The 26,544-nt window shown below is 68.9% G+C and carries 22 protein-coding genes and 1 riboswitch; of the genes, 7 read left to right on the plus strand and 15 right to left on the minus strand.

What is annotated here, in order from left to right; genetic code table 11:
• Window positions 1–2: 2 nt before the first annotated feature.
• The 3 genes from ACV229_RS10340 to pdxR all read right to left on the minus strand — a co-directional run bounded on the left by ACV229_RS10340 (window position 3) and on the right by pdxR (window position 4,891).
• On the minus strand, window positions 3–1,208 hold the full coding sequence (locus ACV229_RS10340) for a Bcr/CflA family efflux MFS transporter (RefSeq protein ID WP_448083034.1): 1,206 nt from the start codon (window positions 1,206–1,208) through the stop codon (window positions 3–5).
• 352 nt (window positions 1,209–1,560) lie between these two features.
• Window positions 1,561–3,111, minus strand: a complete 1,551-nt coding sequence (locus ACV229_RS10345; protein WP_448083035.1) for a trypsin-like peptidase domain-containing protein — start codon at window positions 3,109–3,111, stop codon at window positions 1,561–1,563.
• Window positions 3,112–3,424: 313 nt separating this feature from the next.
• Entirely contained in the window at window positions 3,425–4,891 is a 1,467-nt protein-coding gene (gene pdxR / locus ACV229_RS10350) for a MocR-like pyridoxine biosynthesis transcription factor PdxR (protein ID WP_448083036.1), read from the minus strand.
• Window positions 4,892–5,010: 119 nt separating this feature from the next.
• Between pdxR and ACV229_RS10355 the strand changes: the two genes are divergently transcribed.
• Window positions 5,011–6,210 (plus strand): GNAT family N-acetyltransferase, encoded by a 1,200-nt coding sequence (locus ACV229_RS10355; RefSeq protein ID WP_448083037.1) that lies wholly within the window; start codon window positions 5,011–5,013, stop codon window positions 6,208–6,210.
• Between the two features lie 111 nt (window positions 6,211–6,321).
• On the opposite strand, the gene ACV229_RS10360 is transcribed toward ACV229_RS10355, so the two are convergent.
• Window positions 6,322–7,041, minus strand: coding sequence for a CbtA family protein (locus ACV229_RS10360; protein ID WP_448083038.1), 720 nt, complete (start codon window positions 7,039–7,041; stop codon window positions 6,322–6,324).
• Window positions 7,042–7,053: 12 nt separating this feature from the next.
• On the minus strand, window positions 7,054–7,221 hold the full coding sequence (locus ACV229_RS10365) for a CbtB domain-containing protein (protein WP_448083270.1): 168 nt from the start codon (window positions 7,219–7,221) through the stop codon (window positions 7,054–7,056).
• Window positions 7,212–7,445: riboswitch (cobalamin riboswitch) on the minus strand. Its footprint overlaps the gene before it by 10 nt.
• A 57-nt stretch (window positions 7,446–7,502) precedes the next feature.
• Between ACV229_RS10365 and ACV229_RS10370 the strand changes: the two genes are divergently transcribed.
• The 3 genes from ACV229_RS10370 to ACV229_RS10380 all read left to right on the plus strand — a co-directional run bounded on the left by ACV229_RS10370 (window position 7,503) and on the right by ACV229_RS10380 (window position 9,841).
• The gene (locus ACV229_RS10370; protein WP_448083039.1) at window positions 7,503–8,078 is read left to right on the plus strand and encodes a histidine phosphatase family protein; all 576 of its coding nucleotides are present in this window, start codon (window positions 7,503–7,505) and stop codon (window positions 8,076–8,078) included.
• 61 nt (window positions 8,079–8,139) lie between these two features.
• Window positions 8,140–8,796, plus strand: a complete 657-nt coding sequence (locus ACV229_RS10375) for a VC0807 family protein (RefSeq protein ID WP_448083040.1) — start codon at window positions 8,140–8,142, stop codon at window positions 8,794–8,796.
• A gap of 178 nt (window positions 8,797–8,974) precedes the next feature.
• Entirely contained in the window at window positions 8,975–9,841 is an 867-nt protein-coding gene (locus tag ACV229_RS10380; protein ID WP_448083041.1) for a CPBP family intramembrane glutamic endopeptidase, read from the plus strand.
• Between the two features lie 160 nt (window positions 9,842–10,001).
• Here ACV229_RS10380 and ACV229_RS10385 read toward each other — a convergent pair whose 3' ends face one another.
• The 4 genes from ACV229_RS10385 to ACV229_RS10400 form a co-directional block, all read right to left on the minus strand.
• Window positions 10,002–10,673: a MarC family protein gene (locus ACV229_RS10385; protein WP_448083042.1), complete on the minus strand. Its 672-nt coding sequence runs from the start codon at window positions 10,671–10,673 to the stop codon at window positions 10,002–10,004.
• 211 nt (window positions 10,674–10,884) lie between these two features.
• Window positions 10,885–11,685 carry an enoyl-CoA hydratase-related protein gene (locus ACV229_RS10390; protein ID WP_448083271.1) on the minus strand — a complete coding sequence of 267 codons (801 nt, stop codon included), beginning with the start codon at window positions 11,683–11,685 and terminating at the stop codon, window positions 10,885–10,887.
• Window positions 11,686–11,724: 39 nt separating this feature from the next.
• A complete protein-coding gene (gene paaK / locus ACV229_RS10395) occupies window positions 11,725–13,047 on the minus strand; it encodes a phenylacetate--CoA ligase PaaK (protein ID WP_448083043.1) in 1,323 nt (440 codons plus the stop codon).
• A gap of 56 nt (window positions 13,048–13,103) precedes the next feature.
• Window positions 13,104–14,660, minus strand: a complete 1,557-nt coding sequence (locus ACV229_RS10400; RefSeq protein ID WP_448083044.1) for a 3-hydroxyacyl-CoA dehydrogenase — start codon at window positions 14,658–14,660, stop codon at window positions 13,104–13,106.
• 576 nt (window positions 14,661–15,236) lie between these two features.
• Between ACV229_RS10400 and ACV229_RS10405 the strand changes: the two genes are divergently transcribed.
• On the plus strand, window positions 15,237–16,325 hold the full coding sequence (locus tag ACV229_RS10405; protein ID WP_448083045.1) for a calcium:proton antiporter: 1,089 nt from the start codon (window positions 15,237–15,239) through the stop codon (window positions 16,323–16,325).
• Between the two features lie 93 nt (window positions 16,326–16,418).
• Here the strand turns inward: ACV229_RS10405 and ACV229_RS10410 are convergent, their stop codons facing one another.
• The 6 genes from ACV229_RS10410 to ACV229_RS10435 form a co-directional block, all read right to left on the minus strand.
• Window positions 16,419–17,723, minus strand: coding sequence for a hypothetical protein (locus ACV229_RS10410; RefSeq protein WP_448083046.1), 1,305 nt, complete (start codon window positions 17,721–17,723; stop codon window positions 16,419–16,421).
• Window positions 17,704–18,360 (minus strand): hypothetical protein, encoded by a 657-nt coding sequence (locus ACV229_RS10415; protein ID WP_448083047.1) that lies wholly within the window; start codon window positions 18,358–18,360, stop codon window positions 17,704–17,706. Before ACV229_RS10415 ends, ACV229_RS10410 begins: the two co-directional genes overlap by 20 nt.
• Before the next feature lie 244 nt (window positions 18,361–18,604).
• Window positions 18,605–20,137 (minus strand): WG repeat-containing protein, encoded by a 1,533-nt coding sequence (locus ACV229_RS10420; protein WP_448083048.1) that lies wholly within the window; start codon window positions 20,135–20,137, stop codon window positions 18,605–18,607.
• Between the two features lie 133 nt (window positions 20,138–20,270).
• The gene (locus ACV229_RS10425; RefSeq protein WP_448083049.1) at window positions 20,271–21,407 is read right to left on the minus strand and encodes a transporter substrate-binding and LysM peptidoglycan-binding domain-containing protein; all 1,137 of its coding nucleotides are present in this window, start codon (window positions 21,405–21,407) and stop codon (window positions 20,271–20,273) included.
• Between the two features lie 19 nt (window positions 21,408–21,426).
• Complete coding sequence (locus ACV229_RS10430; protein WP_448083050.1) at window positions 21,427–22,197, minus strand: hypothetical protein; 771 nt, start codon at window positions 22,195–22,197, stop codon at window positions 21,427–21,429.
• A 742-nt stretch (window positions 22,198–22,939) separates the two neighbouring features.
• Entirely contained in the window at window positions 22,940–23,848 is a 909-nt protein-coding gene (locus ACV229_RS10435; RefSeq protein WP_448083051.1) for a LysR substrate-binding domain-containing protein, read from the minus strand.
• A 102-nt stretch (window positions 23,849–23,950) separates the two neighbouring features.
• Here ACV229_RS10435 and ACV229_RS10440 point away from each other — a divergent pair, with 102 nt between their 5' ends.
• Window positions 23,951–24,889, plus strand: coding sequence for a 2-hydroxyacid dehydrogenase (locus ACV229_RS10440; RefSeq protein WP_448083052.1), 939 nt, complete (start codon window positions 23,951–23,953; stop codon window positions 24,887–24,889).
• Between the two features lie 101 nt (window positions 24,890–24,990).
• A complete protein-coding gene (locus tag ACV229_RS10445) occupies window positions 24,991–26,355 on the plus strand; it encodes an MFS transporter (RefSeq protein ID WP_448083053.1) in 1,365 nt (454 codons plus the stop codon).
• Window positions 26,356–26,544: the final 189 nt, after the last annotated feature.

The following is a 26,544-nucleotide window of genomic DNA, read 5'->3' on the forward strand; positions in this document are numbered from 1 at the left end:
GTTCAGCGACGCGCGTTGCGCGCATCCATCCAGCGCGCACACAGGGCGGCCGACAGCGCGATCGCGGCGGACAGCAGCATCATGCCGAGCGGCGCGTAGCCCGCATTGCGTTCGGTCAGCACCACGCCCGTGAGCGACGACAGCGCGGCGCCGCCGCCGATGGTCATCGCGCCGACCAGGCCGGACGCACCCCCCGCCAGTTCGGGACGCACCGACAGCGCGCCGGCATGCGCCGCCGGATTCGTCAGGCCGTTGCCCACGCCGACCAGCACGCACGGGCCGAACAGCGCGATCGGATGCCGCACGCCCGCAAAGAACAGTGCGAGGCCGAGCAGCGGACCGGCGCAGGCCACAATGCGTCCCGCGACGAGCGTCGTCGTCAGCCGAAATCGGCTCGCGTATCGGCCGGCGGCGAAGCTGCCGAGCATGAAGCCCGCGGTGATCGTCCCCATGTAGACGCCGCGCATGGCAGGCGGCAAGCCGAATACCGTGCGCGCGGCCAGCGGCGCGCCGGCCAGGAACGCATAGAACGCGCCGGTCGAGAAGGCCATGCACAGCGCGTAGGCCCAGAAGCGGCGCGCGCGGAACAGCGCCGGATACGCATGGAGTTGCCGCCGGATCGTATCCGACGGCTTGCCGTTGGTTTCGCCGAACGTGAGCCAACACCACGCGAACAGTGCGCTGCCGGCCACGCCGAGGCACCAGAAACTCGCGCGCCAGCCGCAGGTTTCGTCGAGCGCGCCGCCCAGCGTCGGGCCGAGCATCGGCGCGAGCGCCGCCGCCATCGCCGCGTAACCGATCCGGCTGGCGGTCTGCGTGTAGCCGGCCGTATCGCGGATCGTCGCCATCGCCACCGGGTAGCAGCACGTGATGAACGCCTGCAGCAGGCGGCACGCGAGAAACACGCGGACGTCGGCAGCCAGCGCGCAGCCGAGCGATCCGGCCGTGAACAGCGCCAGCGCGGTCAGGACGACCGGCCGCCGGCCGAAGCGGTCCGACAGCGGCCCCATCACCAACTCCAGCGTCGCGGCGACGGCCGCGTAGCCGGCGAGCGACAGGCTCACGAGCGCGTAGTCGGCGCGGAATTCGCGCGCGATGTTCGGCAGCGACGGCAGGAACAGGCTCAACGGCAGCACCGAGAGCGCGCACAGCAGGGTCAGCGTGGACAGCGTCGGGAGCGGGCGTTCGGCGATCGTCGGTGTCGTCATTTGGATGCAGGAGGAGGCAGGATCGGGCGGGACAAAAAAAACCCCGAACGAGTCGGGGGCGCATGGGGTGCCGGCAGGTACCGCTACCGGATCATGCGCCGACTGCCTGCTAGTACCACGATGAAGGATGCTGCTTTCATGCTCGAATGCTCCGGGTCAGTTGCAACGATGTTAGGCAGGATGCCGCGACGGCGTCAACGGGCCTGGCGATGGCGGCTGCCCGCTCGCCCGCCGTTTCGCCGTTTCGTCGTTTCGTCGTTTCGTCGTTTCGTCGTTTCGTCGTTTCGTCGTTTCGTCGTTTCGTCGTTTCGTCGTTTCGCCCTTTTGCCCTTTTGCCGTTTCGCCCCCGCGCCTACCGCGCATGCACCGACACGAACCGCCGCGCGTTGTTGCGCTGGATCAGCACGGCGATCACCTTCCCGCCTTTCGCTTCGAGCGCCGCCACGTCGTCCGGGGTTTCGAGCAGCGTGTCATTGAGCTCAAGCACGACGTCGCCCGGCTGGATGCCTGCGGCGGCCGCCGGCCCATGCACGTCATCGACCATCATCCCGACCGCGAGCCCCGTCGAACGACGCTCGTCGTCGGTCAGCGGATGCATCGTCAGGCCGAGACGATCGCCGCCGCCGGCGGACAGCGCGGCAACGGGCTCCGCACCCGCACCGGCCGCCGCCGTGCCTGCCGCACCGGCCGGGGCAGCCGACCCGGCCGTGACTGTCAGCGTCATCGGCTTGCGGTTGCGGATCAGCTTCAGCGGCGCCTTCGAACCGGGCGGCAGCGCGGCCGCGACCTCGTTCAGTTCGGCCGAGCGGCCGATCGGCCGGTTGCCGAACTGCAGGATCACGTCGCCAGGCTTGATGCCGACCGCCGCCGCAGGCGAGCCCGGCTCGACCGCGTTGACGAGCGCGCCCGCCGGACGCGGCAGCCCGAATGCCGCCGCGAGCCCCGCACCGACGTCCTGCACGTCGACGCCGAGCGCATTCCCCGACGGCGCGCGTTGCGGCTGCACCTGTGCCTGCATCTGCGCCTGAAGTTGCGCGCGCACCTTCGCGGCGAGGCTGATCGGGATCGCGAACGTCAGGCTCGAATAGCGATCCGCGCTCGCGTAGACCTGCATCGCGATGCCGATCACTTCGCCCGCGCGATTGAACACCGGCCCGCCCGAGTTGTCCGGATTGACCGCGATGTCGGTCTGGAAGAACGGAAACGGGCTGCCGTCCGGCAGCATGTGCGACGTCGCGCTGACGATGCCGGCCGTGACCGTGTTCCCCGTGCCGTCCGGCGAGCCGATCGTGATCACCGGTTCGCCGACCCGCACCTTCGACGAATCGCCGAGCCTGACCACCGGCAGCTTCGTCGCGTCGATCTTCAGGACCGCGACGTCGCTCGTCGTATCGACGGTCAGCACGGTCGCCTTGAATTCGCGCCGGTCGGTCAGGCGCACCGTCAGGTCGGTCGCCTGATCGACGACCTGCGCGGACGTCAGGATCAGGCCGTCGGCGCTGACGATGAACCCGGAGCCGCTGCCCGACATCGTGCGCGGCGCGATGTCCGGCGACGGCGGCTGCGAAGGCGGCTGCGGAACGCCGCGCTGGAAGAATGCGGCCAGCGGATCGTCGGTGTCGAGCGTGGAGACGGCGCCCGCCGTGGCGGGCGCGGATGGCGCGCCCACCTGCGCATCGGGGGGCATGGCCTCGCTGATGTGCACGACGGCCGGTCCGTAACGCTCGACGATCGCGGGAAAATCGACCGGCGCCGCGCTGAGCTGCGCGACGTGTTTTTCCTTCGCCACGGACGGCGCCGGACTCGCCGCGATGGCCGCCGGCTGCATCGACACGCAACCGGCAAACACTCCCCCGATCAGCGCGGCGCGAAGCACGGCGCGGACAAGCGTCAGGCGAACCACGGTGCACCTCCCCCGGCAGTCGTCGCACCGCCCGATGCGCGAGACGCGCATGCGGCCGACAAGCCCCAGCACACGCTCCATTTATACTCCACGCCGCGCGCCAGAGCATACGAATCGACACGCGGCATGCGGGCTGCGCATGCGTCGCAGAACGGCTGCAGCATTCGTTCCGGTCAAACCGCGCGTTTCGTCAATCCGCACAACTCCGACGTTCGCAACCCGCGCACGGAAAGCGTGTACGGCGGGTGCGCGCGTCGACCCGGCGCACGTGACCGACGCAATGCTTCCGGGCAAGACGACGCGCGGCCCCGGTTCAGCCGCCGAGCCGATGCGCGAGCGCGGACAGCGTGCGCAGCAGCGGCTCGAACGCATCGGCCGACGTGTTGCCGAAGCCGAGCACGAGCCCGTTGTGCGCGGTGTCCGCATGCATCGAGAAGCCCGACAGCGCGAACGGGCCGATGCCGTGCGCACGCGCGGCGTCGACGAGCGCGCGATCGGGGTAACGCGCTGGCAGGCGCAGCGTCAGGTGCAGCCCGCACGGGCCGCCCTCGACGCGGTGCGGCACCGTGAAACCGCCGTCGAGCGCGGCGAGCAGCGCCTGCCGGCGATCGCGGTAGAGCCGGCGCATCCGGCCGAGGTGGCGGCCGTATTCGCCCTTCTCGATGAAGTCGGCCAGCGCGAGTTGCACGTGCCGCGTGCCGCCGCGCAGCATCTCCGGCAGCACCGCCTGCACCGCGGACAGCAGCGCTTCCGGCAGCACGAGGAAGCCGAGCCGCAGCGCCGGAAACATCGTCTTGCTGAACGAGCCGAGATACACGACCGGCGAATCGGGCGCGAGCCCCTGCATCGCGCCGATCGGCTCGCCGGTGTGCCGGAATTCGCTGTCGTAGTCGTCTTCGATGATCCAAGCGCGATGGCGGCGCGCGGCATCGATCAGCGCGAGCCGACGCGAGATCGACAGCACCGCGCCGGTCGGAAACTGGTTCGACGGCGTCGTGTAGACGAGCCGCGGCGTCCGGTCGCGCCAGTCGTCCGCGTGCACGCACATGCCTTCGCGGTCGACCGGCATCGCGACCACGTCGAGGTCGGCCGCCTGCATCGCGGTGCGCGCGCCGCGATAGCCGGGCTCCTCGACCCACACCGTGTCGCCGGGGTTCGTCAGCAACTGCGCGCACAGCGCGATCGCGCCTTGCGCGCCCTCGGTCATCACGATCTGCTCGGGACCGCAGCGCACGCCGCGCGTCACCGCGAGGTGGCGCGCGATCGATTCGCGCAGCGCAGGCTCGCCGAGCGGATCGCCGTAGCCGAGCAGGTCGCGCCCGCCGCGGCGCAGCGCGCGATCGATCGCATGGCGCCACGCGTCGACCGGAAAATGCGCGAGCGCGGGCACGCCCGGCCGAAACCCGTCGAACTCGCGGGCGCCGATCAGGCTCGGGCGGATCCGCGCGAGCCGCTGCGCGACGGCGGGTGCCGCGGCACGCCCGCGCGGCGCGCTGCGGCGCGACAGTCCGACCACACGCGTGCCGCGCCGGTCGGATTGCAGGAAGCCTTCGGCGACGAGCTGCTCGTACACGGCCGTCGCCGTGTTGCGCGAAATGCCGAGCGTGTCGGCCAGCGCGCGCGTGCCGGGCAGGCGGCTGCCGGCCGGCATCGTGCCGCCAAGAATCGCGTCGCGCAGCCGCTGCAACAGCTGCCGTTGCAGCGACGGCGCGCCCGGCGCGCGCGACAGCGGCGCGTCGAGCTGCGGCGGGACCTCATCGGAAGTTGGAACGGAAGTCATCGAATGGAGCGTGGCACCATAAAATCGCCGTATGCTGGCGCTTCTCATGGTACCTCGAGATCACTACGATCGTCTGCATGCCGGCATGTCGCCGGCCGCCAACCGAAGCGAGATCGACCTTGTCCACGCTCACCAACGCTTTTCAACAGCCCATCGGGCAACCGGTTCCCGACTGGTCCGCGCGCCCGCGCCCGCAACGCGTCACGCTCGACGGCCGCTACTGCCGTCTCGAGCCCCTCGACGCCGACCGTCACGCGGCAGACCTGTATGCCGCGTACGCGCAAGCGGTCGACGGCCGCGACTGGACCTATCTCGCGCATGGCCCGTACACCGACGAAGCGAGCTACCGCGAGTACGCGCGCGGCGCGGCAACGAGCCCCGATCCGCTGCACTACACGGTGATCGATCGTGCGACAGGCCGCGCGGTCGGCACACTCGCGCTGATGCGCATCGATCCGGCCAACGGCGTGATCGAGGTCGGCTCCGTCACGTTCTCGCCCGCGCTGAAGCGCACGCCCGTGTCGACCGAAGCGCAATACCTGCTGATGCAATACGCGTTCGACACGCTCGGCTACCGGCGCTATGAGTGGAAGTGCGACAGCCTGAACGAGCCGTCGCGCCAGGCCGCCGCGCGGCTCGGATTCCGCTATGAAGGCACGTTCCGGCAGGCGATCGTCTACAAGGGCCGCAGTCGCGACACCGCGTGGTATTCGATCGTCGACGGCGAGTGGCCGGCCGTCGCGGCGGCGTTCGACGCATGGCTGTCGCCCGCGAACTTCGACGCGCAAGGCGCGCAGCGCCAGTCGCTTGCCGCGATCCGTCACGCGCAGGCGAACGCGCGCGACGCGGCCGGCCGCGAGAACGGCGCGACGGGTATCACGGTCCGGCCGCTCGCCGCCGCCGACGAGGCCGCGTGGCGTCCGCTGTGGCAGGGCTATCGGCGCTTCTACAACACGGCGCCGAACGACGCCGTGTTCACGACGACATGGGCGCGCCTGATGGACCCCGACGAGCCGATGTTCGTGCTCGGCGCGTTCGACGCGTCGGACACGCTGATCGGGATCGTGCACGCGATCTACCATCGCTCGTGCTGGACCGAAGGGCCGTACTGCTATCTGCAGGATCTGTTCACGGCGGCCGAAGCGCGCGGGCGCGGCGCGGGCGGCGCGCTGATCGAGGCCGTGTACGCGCACGCGCGCGAAGCCGGCGCGAGCCGCGTGTACTGGCTCACGCACGAGACGAACACGACGGCCCGCGCGCTGTACGACCGGCTCGCGAACAACGCGGGCTTCATCCAGTACCGCAAGGATCTCGGCTAGCGGATGGGCTGCGGCCGTCAGCGTCGCGCGACGCGGCGGGCTTGAGGAGGAAACGCGCGCCGGGCCAGCATTCTGCTGCCCCCGGCGCGCGAAGCGGTGAAGTCGCGCCGCCTACGCGCGCGCGCCGATCAACCCGCTGCGCTCGACGAGCGCGCCGAACAGCAGGCCGATCGTCGTCCACATCACGACCTGCATGCCGATCGCGGCCACGCGGAACTTCCACAGCACGACGGCCGGGAACGCGGCGGGCACTTCGTTGATGTCCGGCAGCGCGAACTGCACGAACGCGATGATCGCGACGAACACGAGCCCGCCAGCCACCGACGCATTCCATGCGCCGAGCTTCGCCGACAGATGCCGCCGCACGCCGAGCGAGAACACCATCGCCGCGATCGAGATCGCAATCATCAGGAAGAACAGCCCGGTGCGAAAGCCGATCGTGTCAGGATCCCCGACGGACGGCGGATTGGCCGGATACTTGAGGTTCGGCACGATGACGAGCGCGACGAACGCGGCCAGCGCGAGCCATGCCGAGAGCGCGCGGGCCTTGATCTGCCCGACCCGCCCGTACGCATACGCGAACGTCAGCGCAAAGAGCCCGCCAAACGCGGCCCCGTACGTGACCACGCCGGTCAACAAACCGAGGCCGGCCTGCGTCTCGCGGCTGACCAGCTCGGGTTCAGGCGCGTCGCCCTTGGCCGCGTCGAGCTTCTCTTCGAACGCGATCGCCTGGTTGACCTGCGGCTCCCCGGCCACCTTTGCAAAACAGAACGTGAGCAGACCCGCGGCGATGCCCGCGAGCATGCCGCGTACCAGCAGCTTCCCAACCATGTGCGTCCCCTGTCAGTGGCAAGGAAAGCCGAGCAGATGGCGGCCGTCGTGCACGAATTCGTGAACGTACATGCCGGGGACGAGCGACGTCGCGCCCTCCTCGGCTCCGACGAAGTACAGCGCCAGCAACAGGAGCAGGCCGGCGAACACGGCCCAGGGCAGGAGTTCCCGGACGGGAATGGGCGCCGGCGCGACTGCCGGCTTGAGAACTGCGTCGGTCATGATGAAACCTCCAGGGGGATATCGCGCCCCAACGAACGGTTGAAAAGATCGGGTGTAGCGACGAAGGCAGGTCTGGCTTTCGGAAACGTTCGTGACCGATTACAGTGGCGCGACCGCGCCGGAATTGCACCGGCTTCCGCACTTCGCAACGGGGGGATTGTACGCGTGAACGTTCCGGATCAGAAAGCATTCCGCTGCGCGCGTCGGGTCCGCCGCGACGGCGCCGTCACGCGATGAGCATGCATCTGCGCCTGGTCGCGCACGCGGCTACCCGGGCGATGCGCACGGGCGCGTTTCCCGACGACGATCCGCTCGACGCGCGCGGCGTCGCACAAGCCGCGGATGCCCGCGCGCAGTGGTCTTGGCCGCCCGATGCGACGGTGCTGTGCAGTCCGGCGCGTTGCGCGCGGCAGACCGCCGAAGCGCTGGAACTGCATGCGAGCGTCGAGCCGGCGCTCGCGGAGATCGACTACGGCCGCTGGCGTGGCAAGCGGCTCGCCGATGTCGTGCGCGAGACGCCTGAACGCCTGCATGCGTGGCTGGCCGATCCGTCCGCGTCACCGCACGGCGGCGAATCGTTCGACGCGCTCCGGCGCCGGGTCGGCGCGTGGCTCGACCGGTTGCCGACCTCGGGCGACGTGATCGCGATCGCATCGGCGCCCGTGATTCGCGCCGCAATCGCGCATGCGTCGGGCGCCGCATCCGCGACCGTGTGGCGCGCCGACATCGCGCCGCTGTCGATAGTCGAACTGTCGCAGCATGCCCAAGAATGGATCGTAATATCCGGCTTCTTGCACGGCGCGAACGACCGCTGAATGTCCGATATACTGGATTGCACGTGATTCGCGTCCGAACCCTTCACCAGGAATCTGTCCTGTGAAACCGCGAGCCGGCCTGATCCTCGAACTCGTCGTCAACTTGGTGCTGCCGTGGGCCGCCTACCGCGTCGCGCACCCGTATTTCGACGAAAGCGGCGCGCTCTACGCGTCGGCAATCCCGCCCGTCCTCTGGACCATCTTCGAATTCATCCGCACACGCCGCATCGACGCGGTGAGCGTCGTCGTGCTGTTCGGCATTGCGCTGTCGATCGTCGCGATGGCGCTGGGCGGCGGACCGCGCGCGTTGCTGATGCGCGATTCGCTCGCGTCCGGCGCGATCGGCGTGATGTTTCTGCTGTCGCTCGTGCGTGAACGTCCGGTGATCTTCTATCTCGCGCGCGCCACCGTGGCCCGCGAAATGGCGGGCGGCGCGGCACGCTTCGAAGCGGCGTGGGACGAGCAGCCGTTGCTGCGCCAGACCCTGCGCCTGATGACCTTCGTGTGGGGCGCCGCCATGACGCTGGAAATGCTGCTGCGCTGCTGGATGGTCGCGAACTGGACCGTCGAGCGCGTGCTGGTCGTGTCGCCGATCATCGGCTATACGGTGTTCGGCGGCCTGCTGATGTGGACGTTCTGGTACCGGCGGCGGATGCGCACGCGCAACAACGTCGACATCCCGACCCGCGACGGCCTGACCGAAACCGCCGGTCGCTGACGGCCGCCCGGCGCGCTCGCGCCGCCCTCCCGGCGGGGATCCGGATTCTCCGTCCGGTATGCCACCCTCCCGGCGGGAATCCGAATTATCCGTCCTTTGCGCCGCGCTCCCGGCGGGAACCGGGATTCCCCGTCCTGTATGATGCGCGGCGTCTTGTCCGACGAATGCTCCGCCGCTTATGTCCTTTCCGCCCCTGCCGTTCACGGCGACCTGGATTGCCCTGTTTGCCGCAGCGGCGCTCGCGTGGGTCCGCCCGCTGCGCGCCGCCAGCCTGATCCTCGCCGCGCTCGGCTATGCCGGCGCACTCGCGCTCGGCATGCTCGCGCCGCTCGCACTGGCGCCGCTGGCCGCGCTCGTGCTGGCCGCATGGGGCGTGTCCGCCGCGCGCCAGCCTGCGGTGCGCGCCGCCGCGCACGCCGCGTTCGTCGTGCTCGCCATTGCGCTCAGCCTGCATTGGCTGCCCGGCTTCCACAATCCGCGCGCGATCGGTCCGGTTCGTTTCACGCCGGACGCCGTGCCGTTCACGATGTACCTGAATCTCGACAAGCCGCTCGCCGGGCTGTGGCTGCTGTGGGTGTTGCCGTGGATCGCACCGGCGGTTCCGCTGGCGCGTGCGGTGCGCACGGGTGTCGTCGCGGCGCTGGCGACGTCGGTCGCATGCCTCGCCGGCGCAGTCGCGTTCGGGACGGTCGGCTGGGCGCCCAAATGGCCGGCGTCAGGCTGGCTGTGGTTCGCGAACAACCTGCTGTTCGTGATGCTCGCCGAGGAAGCGCTGTTCCGCGGCTATCTGCAGGGCGGCCTGACGCGTGCGCTCGGCCGGTTCGCGTGGGGGCCGGGGGCGGCGCTGGCGGTGAGCGCCGTGCTGTTCGGCGCGGCCCATGCGGCGGGCGGCTGGCAATGGATCGTGCTCGGCACGGTGGCCGGCGTCGGGTACGGCGTCGCCTACCGCCGCGGCGGGCTGTTCGCGGCCGCGCTCGCGCATGCCGGGCTGAACGTCGTCCACTTCGGCCTGTTCACTTATCCGATGCTGGCGGCCGCGCGCTGACGCGCGACGGACGTAGCGGGCTGCCTGCCCCGCAGGTGAGCCGACTGCCGCCGGCCGTGCACATCCGATCCTGGCGATCTCGCGCCGATGCGCGACGCAGCGGGCTTCTCGCCCGGTGGACGAGCCGCGTACCGGCGGCCGTGCGCCCAAGGCCCGGGACTTACTTGATCTGATCGGCGATCGGCTGCAGGAACTCGGAGAAGCCGGTCAGCATGATCTGCACGCCGACGCACAGCAGCAGGAACGCGGACACGCGCATCGCGACCTTGGTGCCTTCGGTACCGAGATAGCGTGCGAGGAGCGCCGCGCGGCTGTACGTCAGCCAGATCACGACGGCGACGAGCACGGACACCGCGACCGACACGATGCTCGACAGCATGAATTCCGACAGCTTGTGCGTGCGGTTCGCGTTCAGCGCGATCGCGGTCGCGATCGAGCCGGGGCCGGTCGTCAGCGGCACGGTCAGCGGGAAGAATGCGCGCGTCATGATCGCGTTCGCGTCGATCGGCTTGACGGGCGTGTCGCCGCCGCCCGGCACGTCCGGCTCGTTCAGCATCCGCCAGCCCGACACCGCGACCGCGAAGCCGCCGCCGATGCGCAGCGCTTCCATCGAGATCCCGAAGAAATGCAGCACCGGCGTGCCGACGAAGAACGCGACGATCAGCACGATGAACGAATTGAACGCGACCTTCTTCGCGAGCAGGTGGCGCTCGTGCTCGGTCAGCGATTCCGTGCGCTCGAGGAACAGGAACGCGATGCCGATCGGATTGATGATGCCCATCAGGCCGGTGAAGCCGAACAGGATCTCGGAGATAAGACGGTTGACGATCATCGGGCGGGGAATCGGTCAGGGCGGAGTCGGCGGCGCGCCGGGTCACGCATTGTAGAGCAACCGTCCCCGTTTGCGGGGCGGCCGGCGGGGTGCAGCAAGCCGCCCCGCGTACGTCGGCGGTATTGCGCGATGCAAGCCCGCACGGCCTGCGCAAACCGACCACACCGTTTTTTCCGCCCCGGCGCGAGGCCACCCCGCGCCGCCTGCGCGCTTACGCGGCGCCCGGCTCCCACGCCGGAGGCCGCTTCGCGAAGAACGCCGCGAAGCCTTCCTTCGCCTCTGCCGTCGCGCGCACGCGCGAGATCGTCTGCGCGGTGAACGCCGCGCGTTCGTCGGACGGCGGATACTCGCCGATCGCATCGAAGAAGCGCTTGATCTCCATCAGCGCATTCGGGCCGTTGCGGCTCAGTTCGGCGAGCGTCCCGTCGAGTGCTTCGTCGAGCGACTCGAGTGGCACGGCCTGGTGGATCAGGCCGATCGCGACCGCATCGCCTGCGCTCAGCTGGGTCGCCGTCAGCGCGAGCCGCCGCGCCTGGCGCTGGCCGACCGCCTCGACGAGATACGGACCGATCACGGCGGGCAGGATCCCGAACCGCGCCTCGCTGACCGCGAAGCGCGCATGATCGCTCGCGATCACGATGTCGCACGCGGCGCACAGGCCGACGCCGCCGCCGAACGCATGCCCCTGCACGCGCGCGACGGTCGGCTTCGGGCACTGCCGGATCGCGCGCATCATCGCGGCGAAGCGTTCCGCGTCGCGCAGGTTCGCCGCCGCGTCGTTCGCGCTCGCGCGCTGCATCCACTGCAGGTCGGCGCCCGCGCAGAACGCGCGGCCGTCCGAGCGCAGCACGATCGCGCGCACGTCGTCGCGCGCGCCGAGGGCGGTGAACACGTCGGTCAGTTCGGCGATCATCGTCTCGTCGAACGCATTCAGCACGTCGCCGCGCTGCAGCGCGACGGTCGCGATGCCGCGCGCATCGACGGCAACGGCCAGGGTCTTCAGTTCATCGATTTTCAAGCAGGTTTCCTCGCATCAAACAGGTGGGCGCCATCACGCGGCGTGGCGCCGGTCGATCACGCGCTTGGCCTTGCCGGTCGCGGTCGCCGGAATGCCGCCGGCCGGCAGCACGGTCACGCCCGCAGACACGCCGACCATCGTCTTGATCCGGTGCTGCAGCTCGCGCGCGATCGCCTGGCGCTCGGCGTCAGCGACGCTCGCGCCGGCTTCCGAGCGCAGCTCGACCGCGATGTCGAGCCGGTCCATGTGGCCGTCGCGCGAGATCGTCAGCTGGTACTGCCCCGACAGCTTCGGCAGCGCGACGACGAGCTCCTCGATCTGGCTCGGGAACACGTTCACGCCACGGATGATCAGCATGTCGTCGGAGCGGCCGGTGATCTTCGCGAGGCGGCGCATCGCGCGCGCGGTCGGCGGCAGCAGCGCGGTGAGGTCGCGTGTGCGATAGCGGATCACCGGCATCGCCTCCTTCGTCAGCGACGTGAACACGAGCTCGCCGTCGCTGCCGTCCGGCAGCACCTCGCCCGTCACCGGGTCGATGACTTCCGGATAGAAATGGTCTTCCCACACGACCGGGCCGTCCTTGGTCTCGACGCACTCGCACGCGACACCCGGCCCCATCACTTCGGAGAGCCCGTAGATGTCGAGCGCATCGATGCCGACGCGCGCCTCGACTTCCTCGCGCAGCGCGCCGGTCCACGGCTCCGCGCCGAAGATGCCGATCTTCAGCGACGACTCGGCCGGGTCCATCCCCTGCCGCACCATCTCGTCGATCAGGTTCAGCATGTACGACGGCGTGACGAGGATGATCTTCGGCTCGAAGTCACGGATCAGCTGCACCTGCTTCTCGGTCTGCCCGCCCGACATCGGCACGACCATGCAGCCGAGCCGTTCCGCGCCGTAATGGATGCCGAGGCCGCCCGTGAACAGCCCGTAGCCGAACGCGTTGTGCAGCGTGTCGCCGGGGCGGCCGCCCGCCGCGCGGATCGAGCGCGCGATCAGGTTCGCCCAGGTGTCGATGTCGCGCGCGGTGTAGCCGACGACGGTCGGCTTGCCGGTCGTGCCGCTCGACGCGTGCACGCGCACGACCTGGTCGCGCGGCACCGCGAACAGCCCGAAAGGGTAGTTGTTTCGGAAGTCGGTCTTCGTCGAGAACGGGAATTTCGCGAGATCGGCGAGCGTCTTCAGGTCGTCCGGATGCACGCCGGCCGTATCGAACGTGCGGCGGTAATGCGGGACGTTGTCGTACGCGTGGCGCAGCGACCACTTGAGCCGCTGCAGCTGCAGCGCCTGGAGTTCGTCACGGCTGGCAGTTTCGATCGGGTCGAGCGCGGCCATCGGGTGTGTCGGGTGAGTCATTGGGGTGCTCCTCCAGTGGAGTGATGTCGTTATCGTGATCGGGCGCGGGCCGGCGGCTACCCGCGGAAGGTGCGGCCGGCCGCGTGCAGCGCGGCGAGGCGCGGCGATACGCGGTAGCGGTCCTCGCCGTAGCTCGCAGCCAGGTGCGACAGCACGCGATGCACGCGCGCGATGCCGATCGCGTCCGCCCAGGCGAGCGGGCCGCGCGGATAGTTGACGCCCTTTTCCATCGCGAGATCGAGATCGGCGGGCGAGCACACGCCCTGGTTCACCGTGTCGGCCGCTTCGTTCGCGAGCATCGCGACGGTGCGCATCACGATCATCCCCGGCACGTCGGCGAGGCCGACGACGCGATAGCCCGCTTGCTGGAACAGGCCGACGGCGTCCGCGTAGGCCGCGTCGCTGCACTGAAGCGCGCGCGTCAGCGCGACGAGCCCGGCCTGCGCGTAGTCGCGCGCGAGATCGACGAGCACGAGGTCGGCCACGCCCGTCTGCGCGGCGCGCGCGGTCGCCGTGCGGCCGTCGGTCAGCGCGATCGACGCGCGGCCGGCCGTCGCGAGCAGGTCGTCGCGATGCGCATCGGCCAGCTTCGCGCCGGCAACGCGTTTGGCGAAGCGCACGCGCAGTGCATCGGCGGGGCCGTGCTGCGCGAACAGCGTGACTTCGGCGGGCGCATCGCGGTCCGGCTCGACGTCCGGCGCCGGCGGTACCGCACCGTCCGCATACGAATAGAACCCGCGCCCCGTCTTGCGGCCGAGGAACCCGGCGTTGACGAGTTCCTGCTGGATCAGCGACGGCGTGAAGCGCGGGTCGTTGAAGTACGCGCGGAACACCGATTCGGTCACCGCGAAGTTCACGTCGTGGCCGATCAGGTCCATCAGCTCGAACGGCCCCATCCGAAAGCCGCCCGCGTCGCGCATCACCGCGTCGATCGACGCCGGCGCGCCACCCTGCTCGTTCATCACGCGCAGCGCCTCCGCGTAATACGGCCGCGCGACGCGGTTCACGATGAAGCCCGGCGTCGACTTCGCCATCACCGGCTTCTTGCCCCATGCGGCGGCGGTGTCATACAGCACCTGCGCAACCGCAGACGCGGTCGCGAGGCCGCTGACCACCTCGACGAGCGCCATCAGCGGCGCCGGGTTGAAGAAATGCAGGCCGGCAACGCGCTGCGGCGCGCGCAGGCCGGCCGCGATCGACGTGATCGAGATCGACGACGTGTTGGTGGCGAGCACGCATGCGTCGTCGACATAGCGTTCGAGCGTCGCGAAGATCTCCCGCTTCACGTCGAGCCGCTCGGCCGCCGCCTCGACGACCAGCGCAGCAGGCGCGAAATCGGCGAGCGCACGCACCGCGCTCACCCGCCGGCCCGCGGCCTCCGCGTGAGCCGGATCGAGCTTGCCCTTTTCCGCGAGCCGCGCGAATTGCGCACGGATGCCGGCAAGCGCCTTGTCGCAGGCCGCCTCGTTCAGGTCGTACAGCAGCACCGTGTGGCCCGCGGCCGCCGCGACTTGCGCGATCCCGGCGCCCATCGCACCCGCGCCGATCACGCCAACCACCGCGGCCGGCGCCAGCGCGCCCGATTTCACCGATTGTGCAGAGGAAACAGCCATCGCTTGCGATCCGTCATGAAGTGGGAATGCGAGCGATTATAAACCGACCGGTCGGTAGATTTATGTCAGGGCGAGCCCGAATTTGTCGTGCAAGAGACCTTTACCGGATCCGCAACGATAAAAAAATGAAAACTGTCGGGCACTTTTTTGAAACCGAAAGGTCAACGTAAGCGTTCGATTTCACGATAGTGGCCCGCGAACGCCTGATAAAATCCGGCAAACCACCGGGAATTCAGGGAGAGCCGCGTGACACGCTGTCCATGCCGCGCATCGCCGTCCGCCCGCTCGGGGTCGGAACCGTGCTGTCAGCTCACGCGTCGGGCGGCGATCCCGCCCCGTTTTTTGGGGCCAGCCGAGTCGAACCGGTTCGCCGCGACGGGCGCCGGAGCGACGGCTTCGAGCGACGGGCTCCGGCGCCCACGTCATCCGCCGCGTCGCGGCGGCGAGCCAAGGCAGCGCGTTCCCTCGCCGCCGTCTTTCAGCATCATCGTCCTCGTTCGGCGGCTTGGCCGGCCGGGCTTCGTCCAACCCGTGGCCGCGCGTCGCGCGCCGCCACTCGAATAAGGAAAACCCACCATGCCGACGTCATCCAACCAGCTTCCGCGCTGGACGCTCCTGGCCCCGCTTGCCGCATGGCTGGTGCTCGCGCTGTCGCTCGTCGCGCCGGCCGAAGGGCTCATGATCGCGCTGTTCTCCGCCGCGCTCGCCGGCGCCGTGTTCGCGGCCGTCCACCATGCCGAAGTCGTCGCCCACCGGGTCGGCGAACCGTTCGGCACGCTCGTGCTCGCGGTTGCCGTGACGGTCATCGAAGTCGCGCTGATCGTGTCGGTGATGCTCGGCTCGGGTCCCGAGAAATCCGGCCTCGCGCGCGATACGGTGTTCGCCGCGGTGATGATCATCTGTAACGGCATCGTCGGCCTGTGCCTGCTCGTCGGCGCATGGAAACACGGCGAGCAGGACTTCCAGGGGCGCGGCGCGAGCAAGGCGCTCGCGGTGCTCGCGTCGCTGTCCGTGCTGTCGCTCGTGATGCCGAACTACCTGAGTGCCGCACCGGGTCCGGTGCTGTCGGAATCGCAGCTCGCGTTCGCCGGCGTGTCGTCGCTGGTGCTGTACGGCGTGTTCGTGTTCGTACAGACCGTGCGCCACCGCGACTACTTCCTCGCGTCGCACGACAGCGCGAACGAATCCGTGCACGCGACGCCGCCGAGCGGCAAGACGGCGCTGATCAGCCTCGTGCTGCTGTTCGTGAGCCTCGTCTCGGTCGTGCTGCTCGCGAAGCTGCTGTCGCCGGCCGTCGAACACGCGGTGTTCAAGCTCGGCCTGCCCGAAGCCGCGGTCGGCATCGTGATCGCCGCGCTCGTGCTGCTGCCCGAGGGGCTCGCGGCCGTCACCGCCGCACGCGCGAACCGCCTTCAGACCAGCATGAACCTCGCGCTCGGCTCGGCGCTCGCGAGCATCGGGCTCACGATCCCGACGGTCGCCGTGGTGTTCATCTGGGTCGGCCAGCCGCTGACGCTCGGCATCGGCGCGATGGAAACCGTGCTGCTGTCGCTGACGCTGCTCGTCAGCACGCTGACGCTCAGCCAGGGACGGACGACCGTGCTGCACGGCGTCGTCCATCTGTCGCTGTTCGCCGCGTACCTGTTCCTGTCGGTCACGCACTGACGCGTCGCACGACGCGAGCCGCGGCACGCTCGATGCATTGTCGATGCGTGCCTGCGGTTGTCCGGCAGCATTCCGATCCACCGCCGCTGCGGGTCACGGCTTGCGCGCGACGCCCCCCGCCTTCCCGCACGCGTCGGCCGTCAGGTCGGACGTTCCCGCGCACTGCCGCCACAGCGCGTCCGGCATCGCCGCGACCACGACGAGATCCTGTCCGGGCGCGTAGTTCCAGATCACGCGCGCCGGGTGGTCGCGCGCGGCTTCCCAGATCCTGCGCTTCTGCGCGTCGGTGAGGCGGATCGTGCCGTTCTCGCCGCTCTTGCCGGTGGCGAGCAACTGCATCTGGTCATCGCGGTACGAGATGATGCCGCCGGCCGATTCGTCGCCCGGCAACAGCACGAAACGCCATTGGTAGTACTCGGAGTCGACGGACGGGATCGGCCAGTTCGGACCGTCGAGCACCAGCGTGCGCTGCTCGCGCTCGGACGCGTCGTAGGTCAGCGTCGAGCCGGCGCTGGCGATCTGCGGCAACCGGTGAGGAGAGACCGCGTACTGCCCGGACGACTCGAGGTAAAGCGCGCCGGGCTTGCCGTGCGCATCGAACGCACGCACCTGCACCCAGGCGCCGTCGCGCCGGATCACGCGCAGCAGGTGGCCGCCCGCGTCGTGCACGTAGCGCAATCCGACCGGATCGCCTGCACGGGCCTTGCACACGTCGGCCCCTTGCGCTGCCAGCCAGCCATGCCCGTCATAGCGCAGACAGACTCGCTGGGCCTGCACTGGCGGCGTGCGCGCGTCGGCATCGCCGTCGCGGCGGAACGTCTCGAAATCGGTCAGCCGGCCGGCGCCGTCGTATTGCAGCACCAGCTTGCGTTCCAGCCGGTAATCGCCGGGCTCCGCCGCGCGCGCATCGGCGGCGCGATTGCCGGGCCCGCCGTGCCGTCGTTCGTCCGCGTAACGATCGCTTTCCTGCCGCGTCAGCAGCGCGTCGCGCCTGCTTTCGAACGCGTCGGTGAAGCCGTATTGCTCGACGCGGCATAGATGGCGCGTGCCGTCCGCCGCCTGATCGAAGTACAGCGTGGTCGGGCCGATGCGCTTGTCCGGCAGACGGTAGACGGACCAGTCCACCTGCTCCGCCCACAGCGTCGGGCGCGCGCGTCCGTCGAGCGTGACGCGCAACGGCGCGTCGAGGTCGGCGGACTTGATGCGCGAACCGTCCAGCCCGAGCAGCGTGCCGCCGTCGTCCAGCGAGAAATCCACCGCGACGTGCGTCATCGACGCCAGCGCGCCGTCCGACGGATCGCACACCGCGTGGGCAATCGGCGCGGCCGCCAGACCGGCCGCGAGCGCGAACGCATGAAGGCGCGCGCGCCGGCGGACGTTATTGGAATTGTGTGCCATGGAACGTCGCAATCAGGTTCCAGAATTCGGCGCTGACACCGCCGAGCCGCAATGCGCCATGCCGGTCGTCCATCAGCAGGAACGGATAGGCATTCCGCTCGAGCGTCCCGGGTGGCGGCAGATGATAGGGCTTGAACCGCTTCGGATCGTTGAAGTAGTCGTCGGCCGTTTCGCCGGCGGCGCCGATGTGCATGTACCACACGCTCAGGTCGCGTGCCGCGATCTTCGCGTCAGTCTCCGGATAGATGCCGCCCTCGCCTGCCGGCACCGACTCGCGCAGGACGTCGAAAAAGAGCGCGCCGGCGCCCGCGACCGCGAAGCCTGCACCGGCGCTGACGCCGGTCTGCGCGGCAACCGTCTTCAGCAACGGGATCGCCCGCGATTTCGGCACGACCGATTTCGCGAAGATCTGCTCGAATTCATCGTCGGTGACCGGCTTGCCGGACGCGCTGCGTTGCTGCAGCGTCGCGAAGTCCGCCTCGAATTGCGTGAGCCACGCGCGGTAGCGTTGCGCTTCGGCGGCACGGTCGAAGGCGCCCGCGAACGCCGGTTGCGCGGACAGCAGGATCGCGAGCCAGGCAAGCGCGCCGACGGCCTGCACGCGCAAGGCCTGCAGGTAACGCGGACGTTCTCTCATGATGTCGTCTTTGAATGGGGTCGGCTGAGCCGGACGGTCCCGGCGCATGCGTCGATGCGATCCGTGCCACCGGCAGATGTCCCGTTATCGCAATAAGGGCCAGTGTACTGATTCCCGGCGCGCGTGACATCTCCCGTGCGCGTTCTCGAAGCGCCGATGCGATCGGCCATCGGCCCGCAACCTGTCGTTCGTCGCGGTTCCATTCCAGCCGACTGCGCATCGGAGGCCAGGTTTCTTCCGACGCTCAACGGCCGCCGGCCGCCGTGCGCGCGAGCGCGCGTCGTTGCGCATCGTCGAACAGGCGCGAATCCTCGTATCCGGCCAGCTCGCTGGCGACGGCGGTCGACAGCAGCTCGTCGCTGCCGTCGTTGCGTACGGCCCATGCCCGGCCGTCGCGGAAGCCGATCGCCAGCCAGCCGTCCCGCAAGCCGGCATGGTTGACGCTGTCGTAACGCGCAGCGCATCGCTCCACGCCGTGATAATCGACAAGGCCCCAGCGCTCGCCTCGCCGAAAGCGCAGCAGCACCCCGACCGAAAAATTGCACAGCTCGTCGACAGCGCCGGGCGCCAGCAGCGCGTTGCCGTCCTCGTCGACGAGCGAGACCCGCTCCGCACCGTCGTCGCCGGATTGCCGCACCATGTAATGGAACGTCTTGCCGCCGTCGTCGTCCGTCGCCTCGATGACCTCGACCTGCTCCTGCTGCAAGCTCCCCAACTGCACGAACCGGCGGGTATGGACGTCCGGCACGGTATGGCCGGGACGGGTCGCGAAGATCACGCCGGTCGAGTGGTCGATCGCGTCGAATTCGGCGGGCAGCCGCCATTGCCCGGTGGGATCGACGACGCCCCACAGCGTGTGCTCGCGCGCCGCCCAGCAGCATTCGCCGAAATGAAGCAGGACCGCCAGTTCCTCGTAACGGCACGGCACGACCTCCACGCCGTTCCGATCGACGACGCCGAATTTGCCCTGCCGCAAGACCCGCGCGAAATCGCCGCGCCAGAACGCCCACACCTGCTCGTACTGCACGGGCGTGATCTCGCGCCCTTCCGTATCGATATGGCCGTACCGGTCCCCCTGCCTGACGATCGCGACGTCCGTCCACGCGTCGAATTCGCCGATCTCGTCATACCGCGCCGGCGCCAGCACCTCGCCCGTGACCGCCATCACGCCGTGCCGCCCGTCCTGCTCGAACACCAGCGCGTTGTCATGGATGATCGACGTGAGCGGTTCCCAGCCATAGTCGTAGTGCGGCTGATTGATCAGCTCGCGAAAGCTCGTCACATCCTCGCATCCCAGACCTTCGCAAGCGTCGAGCAGCGCAGGATCGTCCGTTTCAATCGCTTCGCGGATCCGCGCGTTGTCGCGTTCGATGCGCGCCAGCAGCGACTGCGCCTGTCGGACGTGCGTCTCCTCGGACAGATTGAACACGTCCCATGCGTCGAGATGGAAGTAGCGATGCACGGCCCGGTTGCCGAGGAACGCGAGCATCTTCCGCTTCGCTTCACGGAATGCGTCGGGATCGTTGATCAGGCGCACGGCGTGGCGTTCCAGGAACGCATAGAGCCGCGCCATCAGCGCCTTGCCGCCTGCCGCGTCGGCATAGAGGCCGTCGGCCTCGCCGGTGTCGTTGCAGCGGTTGCGCGCGAGGAACGGCGACGACGACAGCAACGGGCTCAGCACGGTCGGAAAGTCGTAGTTCCACTCCACCATGCCCAGGCACGGCGCGCCGGTCCGGCCGACTTCGTCAAGGTTGTACAGATACAGGCGGTGCGCCATCGGATGTCTCGCTGAAAACCGGCAATTCCGGCATGAGCCGAAACCGGACTGCCTGACCGAATCGGGCTCGCGCGGTCCGGCGTCTCGCGGGCGCGGCCGGCGTCGATCATGCGGCCGCGCGTGCCGTCGCGTGTCACCGCACCGGAATCACGAGATGCTGGCCGGCCAGGATCAGGTTCGGATTCGCGAGGTTGTTGCGCCGCTGGATCTCGCGATAGCGCTGGCCGCTGCCGAGCTTGCTGGCCGCGATCATGTTCAGCGTATCGCCCTGCTTCACTACATACACGTGCTCGCCGGACGCGGCCGCGGTCGTCACCGCCTGGTCGCTGACGAAGTACTTGCGCAGCAGCTCGAGATACTGCGGCGACTGCTTGAGCTTCGCGATCGCGGCGTTCAGGTAGATCAGCAGGTCCTGGTCGTCGGCGCGCACGCCGATCTTGTACGCGATGTTCGACCCGTCGAGCTTCGTCACCGCGAACTTCAGATCGGTGCCCTTGATCGAGCTCACCGCGAACGGATAGTCGTAGATGAACGCGTCGACCGTACGGCCGTCGAGGCTCTTCGCGATGAAGGCCGGATCGGAATCGTCGACCTCGACGAAGTGGACGTTCGGATACTGGCGCGTGACGAACGCGCGCACATCAGGGTCGCCCTTCAGGATGCCGACGGTCTTGCCGGCCAGGTCGTCCGTCGAGCGGATCGCGGAACTCTGCCGGACGATCAGCGAATAGCCGAAATCGTCGACGTACGGCACCGAATAGACGACGCCCGACGGCGTGTTGTCGGGGAACGTCAGGCCGTCCATCGCGACGTCGACGACATGGTTGCCGCTCGCATCCGTGTCGAGCAGCTGCTTCGGCACGCCCGGATACGTGTCGACCTCGTGACGCGTATCGACGACGATCGGCTTGCCGCCATGCGAGAACGACGGATCCGAGAACAGCAGCTGAGCGAACTCGACGTTGAAGCCGTGCGGCGCGCCCTTGTCCTCGCCGAAGAACGGCTCGCTCGGATTCTGCACCGAGATCCTGACGATGCCGTTTTCCGCGATCGATTTCAGCGCGCTGGCTTCCGGCTTGAAGCCGGCCGGCAGCACGTTGCCGGACTGCGCGGGCGGCGCCGGCTGGCCGCTGCCGTTCGCCTGCGCCGACGTGGCGGCCGGCGTCGCATCCTGCGCGGGCGCCAGCTTCGGCAAGCCGCCGCCCTGACGCACGAACCAGATGCCGACGAGCACCACCAGAAATGCGACTGCACCGAGAAGTTTTTTCATGTTTGCGTGCCTGCTGGATTTATTGTTGTTTCGACGGCAACTGGGCCGGGTTCGCCGCTTCAATACCGTGCGGGCGGCTGCCGTCGATCGCGGCCTGCTGCTGCGCCTGCTTGACTTCGGGGTTGTCCATCAGCGACGTCTCCATTTCGGAGAACGCCTTGTTCACGGAGCGCATCACCGAATCGACGGCGACATCGGTCTTGATCTGCTCGAACGTGTCTGCGGTCTGCCGGCCCGCGATCTTGTTCATCTGCTGCGCGGCCTGCGACATGTCCCACATCGCCTTCGCGCGGTCGATCGCCGACGCAAAGTTCTTCAGCTCGTTCTGCACCTGCTTGTAGCGGCTTTCGCGAAACGCGAGGAGCTGCTTCATCGTGTCGAGCTGCATCTTGAAGCGTGGCGCGTCTTCCGGATACTGCTTCTCGAACTGCTCGGTCTTGTTCTCGAAGTTCTTCACCTCGGTGCGAAACGCGGTGATGCTGTCCGCAAACTTCTGCGCGGCCTGGCGCTTTTCCGCGAGCTGGTTGATCAGCGTCTCGATCGGGTTCGACTGCGCCTCCTCGACGATCATCCTGACCTTCTGGTTCGCGAACTTCATCGCGACGACCGGCGCGAAGTAGATCGCGCCGAGACCGACGACCGCCGCGGTGATCAGCGCGATCATCCCCTTCAGCACGAACAGCGCGGCGGGCGCCGCGATCGCGACGCCCGCGATGATGATCCCCCACTTGATCAGCGTTGCCTTGCGATTCCCCGAACTGCCGTTTTCTTCATGCGAAAGCTGCGACATGAGTTTCTCCTTGAACCTCGAACTGAACTGCGTTTTGTTTCTCTTTCACGCTCAATCGAAATGCTTCGGACTCCGGTGGCGCCGGCTTCCTCCGGGAAGCGGCCGCCGCGATGCGAGGACGTGCGCCGGCCGGCGTCACGACACGCCCGTGACGGCGCCATTCAGGATGCGTTGATGGGGTGAGGCTGGCGGTTCGATGCGACCACCCGGTCCGGCGTCGCGTACTGCCGATGCCGGGAACGGCAATGGTACCGATGTGCCGGCCGAAACCGGATGACGAAAACGTGACGCGAGATGCGTCGGGTGGATCGCTGTCCCGGTACGGCGATGCGGCCGGGGTTCAACTTCCGATTCGAGTGCCGATTCGGGTACCGAGTCGAGTGCGTAAGGGCTCATCGTTGTTCTTTTGCGTGTCGCGGATGCGGGTGTCGCGCGGCCGGCGCGTCCCGCTCCCAATGCTCGGACGTATCGTGCGCCGAGCGGCATGCACGCGTCAAGCGCTCAGCGCGGTGCGCGCCGGGCGTGCGTTTTTCGCATCACTTGCGAATTCGGGTTGACGTTTGCCGCTGTTGCCGCCCCAAGCCGCGCCTTTCAACGATGAAAGAAGCGCTGGATGTCGGCAGCTTGCCAATCGAAAGGATTCCGCAAGACTCGCGACGCGCCGCTCCGTCAGGATCACTGGTCATTCGCACGCGACAAGCTTCCGGATTGAAAGGTTCTCGCGCGACGCCGCACTGGCCGCTCACAGCGTGCCGGCGTCCGCGCTCTGCGCGAGAAAGCGCTCGACCATCGCGTTGAATCCCGGCAGCGCCGGATTGTCGTTGTCCGTCCGCCACGTCAGGTACAGCTCGGCCGCGACGTCGACATCCGCGAGCGGACGGAACACGACGCCGCCGACGTGCAGTTCGCGCGCCGACGCGGGCACGAGCGCCGCGCCGAGCCCCGCGCGCACGAGGCCGAGGATCGTATGCGTCTGCCCGACGTAATGCAGGTAATTGGGCAGCCGCCCCGCGTTCGCGAACATGCCGGAGATCATGTCGTAGAAGTACTTGCCCTCGTTCGGCGAATACGCGATGAACGGCTGGCGGTCGAGATCGTCGGGGCCGATCCGGTCGCGCGCGGCGAGCGCCGTCCCCTCCGCGACCGCGACGAGCAGCGGCTCGCGCTGCACGAGCCGGTATTCGAGCGGCTGCCGCGCGGCGCGCTGGCGCACGAAACCCGCATCCAGCATCCGCGACACGAGCGCGTCGATCTGCACGGTCGACACCATCTCGCGCAATTCGACATCGACGTCCGGCAGCGCATGCGCGGCGTGCGCAAGCAGCATCGGGATCATCCGGTATGCGCTGACGGCCGTGAAACCGAGCGTGATGCGGCCCGCCTCGCCGCGCGCGACGCGCTGTGCGGCCTGCTCCGCCCGCGCGGAAAACTCGAGGATGTGCTGCGCGTCGCGCAGGAAGCGCTCGCCGGCAGCGGTCAGGCTCACCTGCCGGCTGCTGCGCTCGAGCAGCGAGATGCCGAGCGCGTGCTCGAGCAACTGGATCTGCCGGCTGAGCGGCGGCTGCGTCATGAACAGCCGCTTGGCCGCGCGGCCGAAATGCAGTTCTTCGGCCACCGCGACGAAGCAGCGAAGCTGGTGCAGTTCAATCATTCAAAAGTTGTATTGATCCATAGCCTTTAGATGTTAGACCAACATCGATGCGATTCCTATACTCGGTTGCACTTGCCGCTCCACCGCACGACCGGGACCTTCATGACCATCGATCTACTCCTGACCCAGCCGCTTCCCGCCGACATCGACGCCGAACTGACGGCGCGCTACACCGTGCACCGCCTGTACGTCGCGCCGCAGCCGGACGCGCTGATCGACCGCGTTGCGCCGCGCATCCGCGGCGTCGTGACGGGCGGCGCGAACGGCCTGTCCGGCACGCTGATGGACCGGCTGCCCGCGCTCGAGATCGTCGCGATCAGCGGTATCGGCACCGATGCGGTCGACCTCGAACGGGCACGCGCGCGCGGCATCCACGTGACGACCACGCCGGATGTGCTGACCGACGACGTCGCCGACATGGCAATGGGCCTGATCCTGATGACGCTGCGCGACCTCGGCGCCGGCGACCGGATCGTGCGCGCCAGGCGCTGGGGCAAGGTTGCGCAACCGCTCGCGACGCAGGTGACGGGCAAGCGGCTCGGCATCGTCGGGCTCGGCCGGGTCGGGCGCGCGATCGCGCAGCGCGCGCAGGCGTTCCGGATGCCGGTCAGCTATCACGGGCCGCGCGCGCATCCTGACAGCGGCTACCGCTTCGTCGACGACCTGACCGAGCTCGCGCGCGACAGCGACGTGCTCGTGCTCGCCGCATCGGCCGACCACGGCAAGGTGCTCGTCACCGCCGACGTGCTCGCCGCGCTCGGAAAGAAAGGATTCCTGATCAATGTCGCGCGCGGCAAGCTCGTCGACGAAGCGGCGCTCGTGCGTGCGCTCGCCGACGGCACGATCGCCGGCGCCGGCCTCGACGTGTTCGCTGACGAGCCGCACGTGCCGGCCGCGCTGCTGGATCTGGAGCGCGTCGTCGTGCAGCCGCACCGCGCGAGCGCGACGCGCGAGACGCGCGAAGCAATGGGCCGGATCGTGCTCGACAACCTCGCCGCGTGCTTCGCGGGCCAGCGCCCGCCGACGAGCGTGACGAGCTGACCCGCGCGGCGCGGCGTCGATCGCGCCGCCCGCCCCCGCCGGAAATCGACCGGCCCCGACGCGACAACACGCCTCCGCACGACGGAGGCCCGGAGACACGCATGCCCAATCGATCCCCCGACGCCGCACTCGCCGCGTCCCCTGCCGCATCGCACGCGATCGGCCGCGTCCGCTACGCGATCCTCGCGCTGATCTTCGTCGTCACGGTCGTCAACTACGCGGACCGCGCGACGATGTCGATCGCCGGCACCGGCGTCGCGCATGACCTCGGCCTCACGCCGGTCCAGCTCGGCATCGTGTTCTCCGCGTTCGCGTGGGCGTACGCGATCGGCCAGATCCCCGGCGGCTGGCTGCTCGACCGCTTCGGCGCGCGCCGCGTGTACGGGCTGAGCCTGCTGCTGTGGTCGGTCTTCACGATGCTGCAGGGCACGGTCGGCTGGCTCGGCGTGTCGGGCGCGGCCGCGACGCTCGCGCTGTTCGCGATGCGCTTCATGCTCGGTCTCGTCGAATCGCCGGCGTTCCCGGCGAATTCGCGGATTGTCGCGTGCTGGTTCCCGACCGGCGAGCGAGGCACCGCATCGGCGCTGTTCAATTCCGCGCAGTACATGGCCGTCGTGATCTTCACGCCGTGCATGGCGTGGCTCACGCATGCGCTCGGCTGGGAACACGTGTTCCTGTGGATGGGGATGCTCGGCGTGCTGCTCGGCGCACTGTGGTTCGCGTGGTATCGCGAGCCGCACAGCCATCCGCGCGTCGGCACGCGGGAGCTCGACTACCTGCGCACGCACGGCGCGCTCGTCGATCTCGAAGCGAATCGTGTCCGGCAACGGCCGCGGCTATCGTGGCGCGACGTCGCGCAACTGTTCCGCCACCGGAACCTTTGGGCAATCTATCTCGGTCAGTACTGCATCACCGCGCTCACATACTTCTTCATCACGTGGTTCCCGATATATCTGATCAAGGGACGCGGGATGACGATCATGGAAGCCGGCTGGGTCGCGGCGCTGCCGGCGATCTGCGGCTTCACGGGTGGCGTGCTCGGCGGCGTGCTGTCCGATTGGCTGATCCGGCGCGGCATGCATCCGTCGTGCGCGCGCAAGACGCCGTTCATCGCGGGGATGGCGATGGCGACGCTCATCGTGTGCGCGAACGGCGCGACGTCGAACACGGTCGTGATCGCGCTGATGACGATCGCGTTCTTCGGCAAGGGGCTCGCCGCGGTCGGCTGGGCCGTGCTCGCGGACACCGCGCCGGAAGGGATGGTAGGCCTGAGCGGCGGCGTGTTCAACGGACTCGGCAACATCGCCGGGATCGTCACGCCGCTCGTGATCGGCTATTTCGTCGCGCGCACCGGCTCGTTCTCGGACGCGCTGTGGTTCGTCGCCGCGCACGGGCTGATCGGCATCGCCGCGTACGGGTGGCTGGCCGGGCGCTTCGAGCGGATTCGCATCGCAGCCGACACGTGAACGCCGGTGCGCGCGGCCTGAGCGTGAACGCCGGCCTGCTTGCATTGGCACGCAAGCACCCGCTCCGGGCAAGCGGCGTCGACGAACGGCCAAAGCGTAAACGCCGGCCTGCTTGCACCGGCAAGCAAGCGCCGCCCTTGGCCGGCGGCGCGAACGGACGGCCATCGCGCGAGCCTGCGCGCGGGCTCG

This window comes from Burkholderia sp. MR1-5-21 (assembly GCF_053427715.1).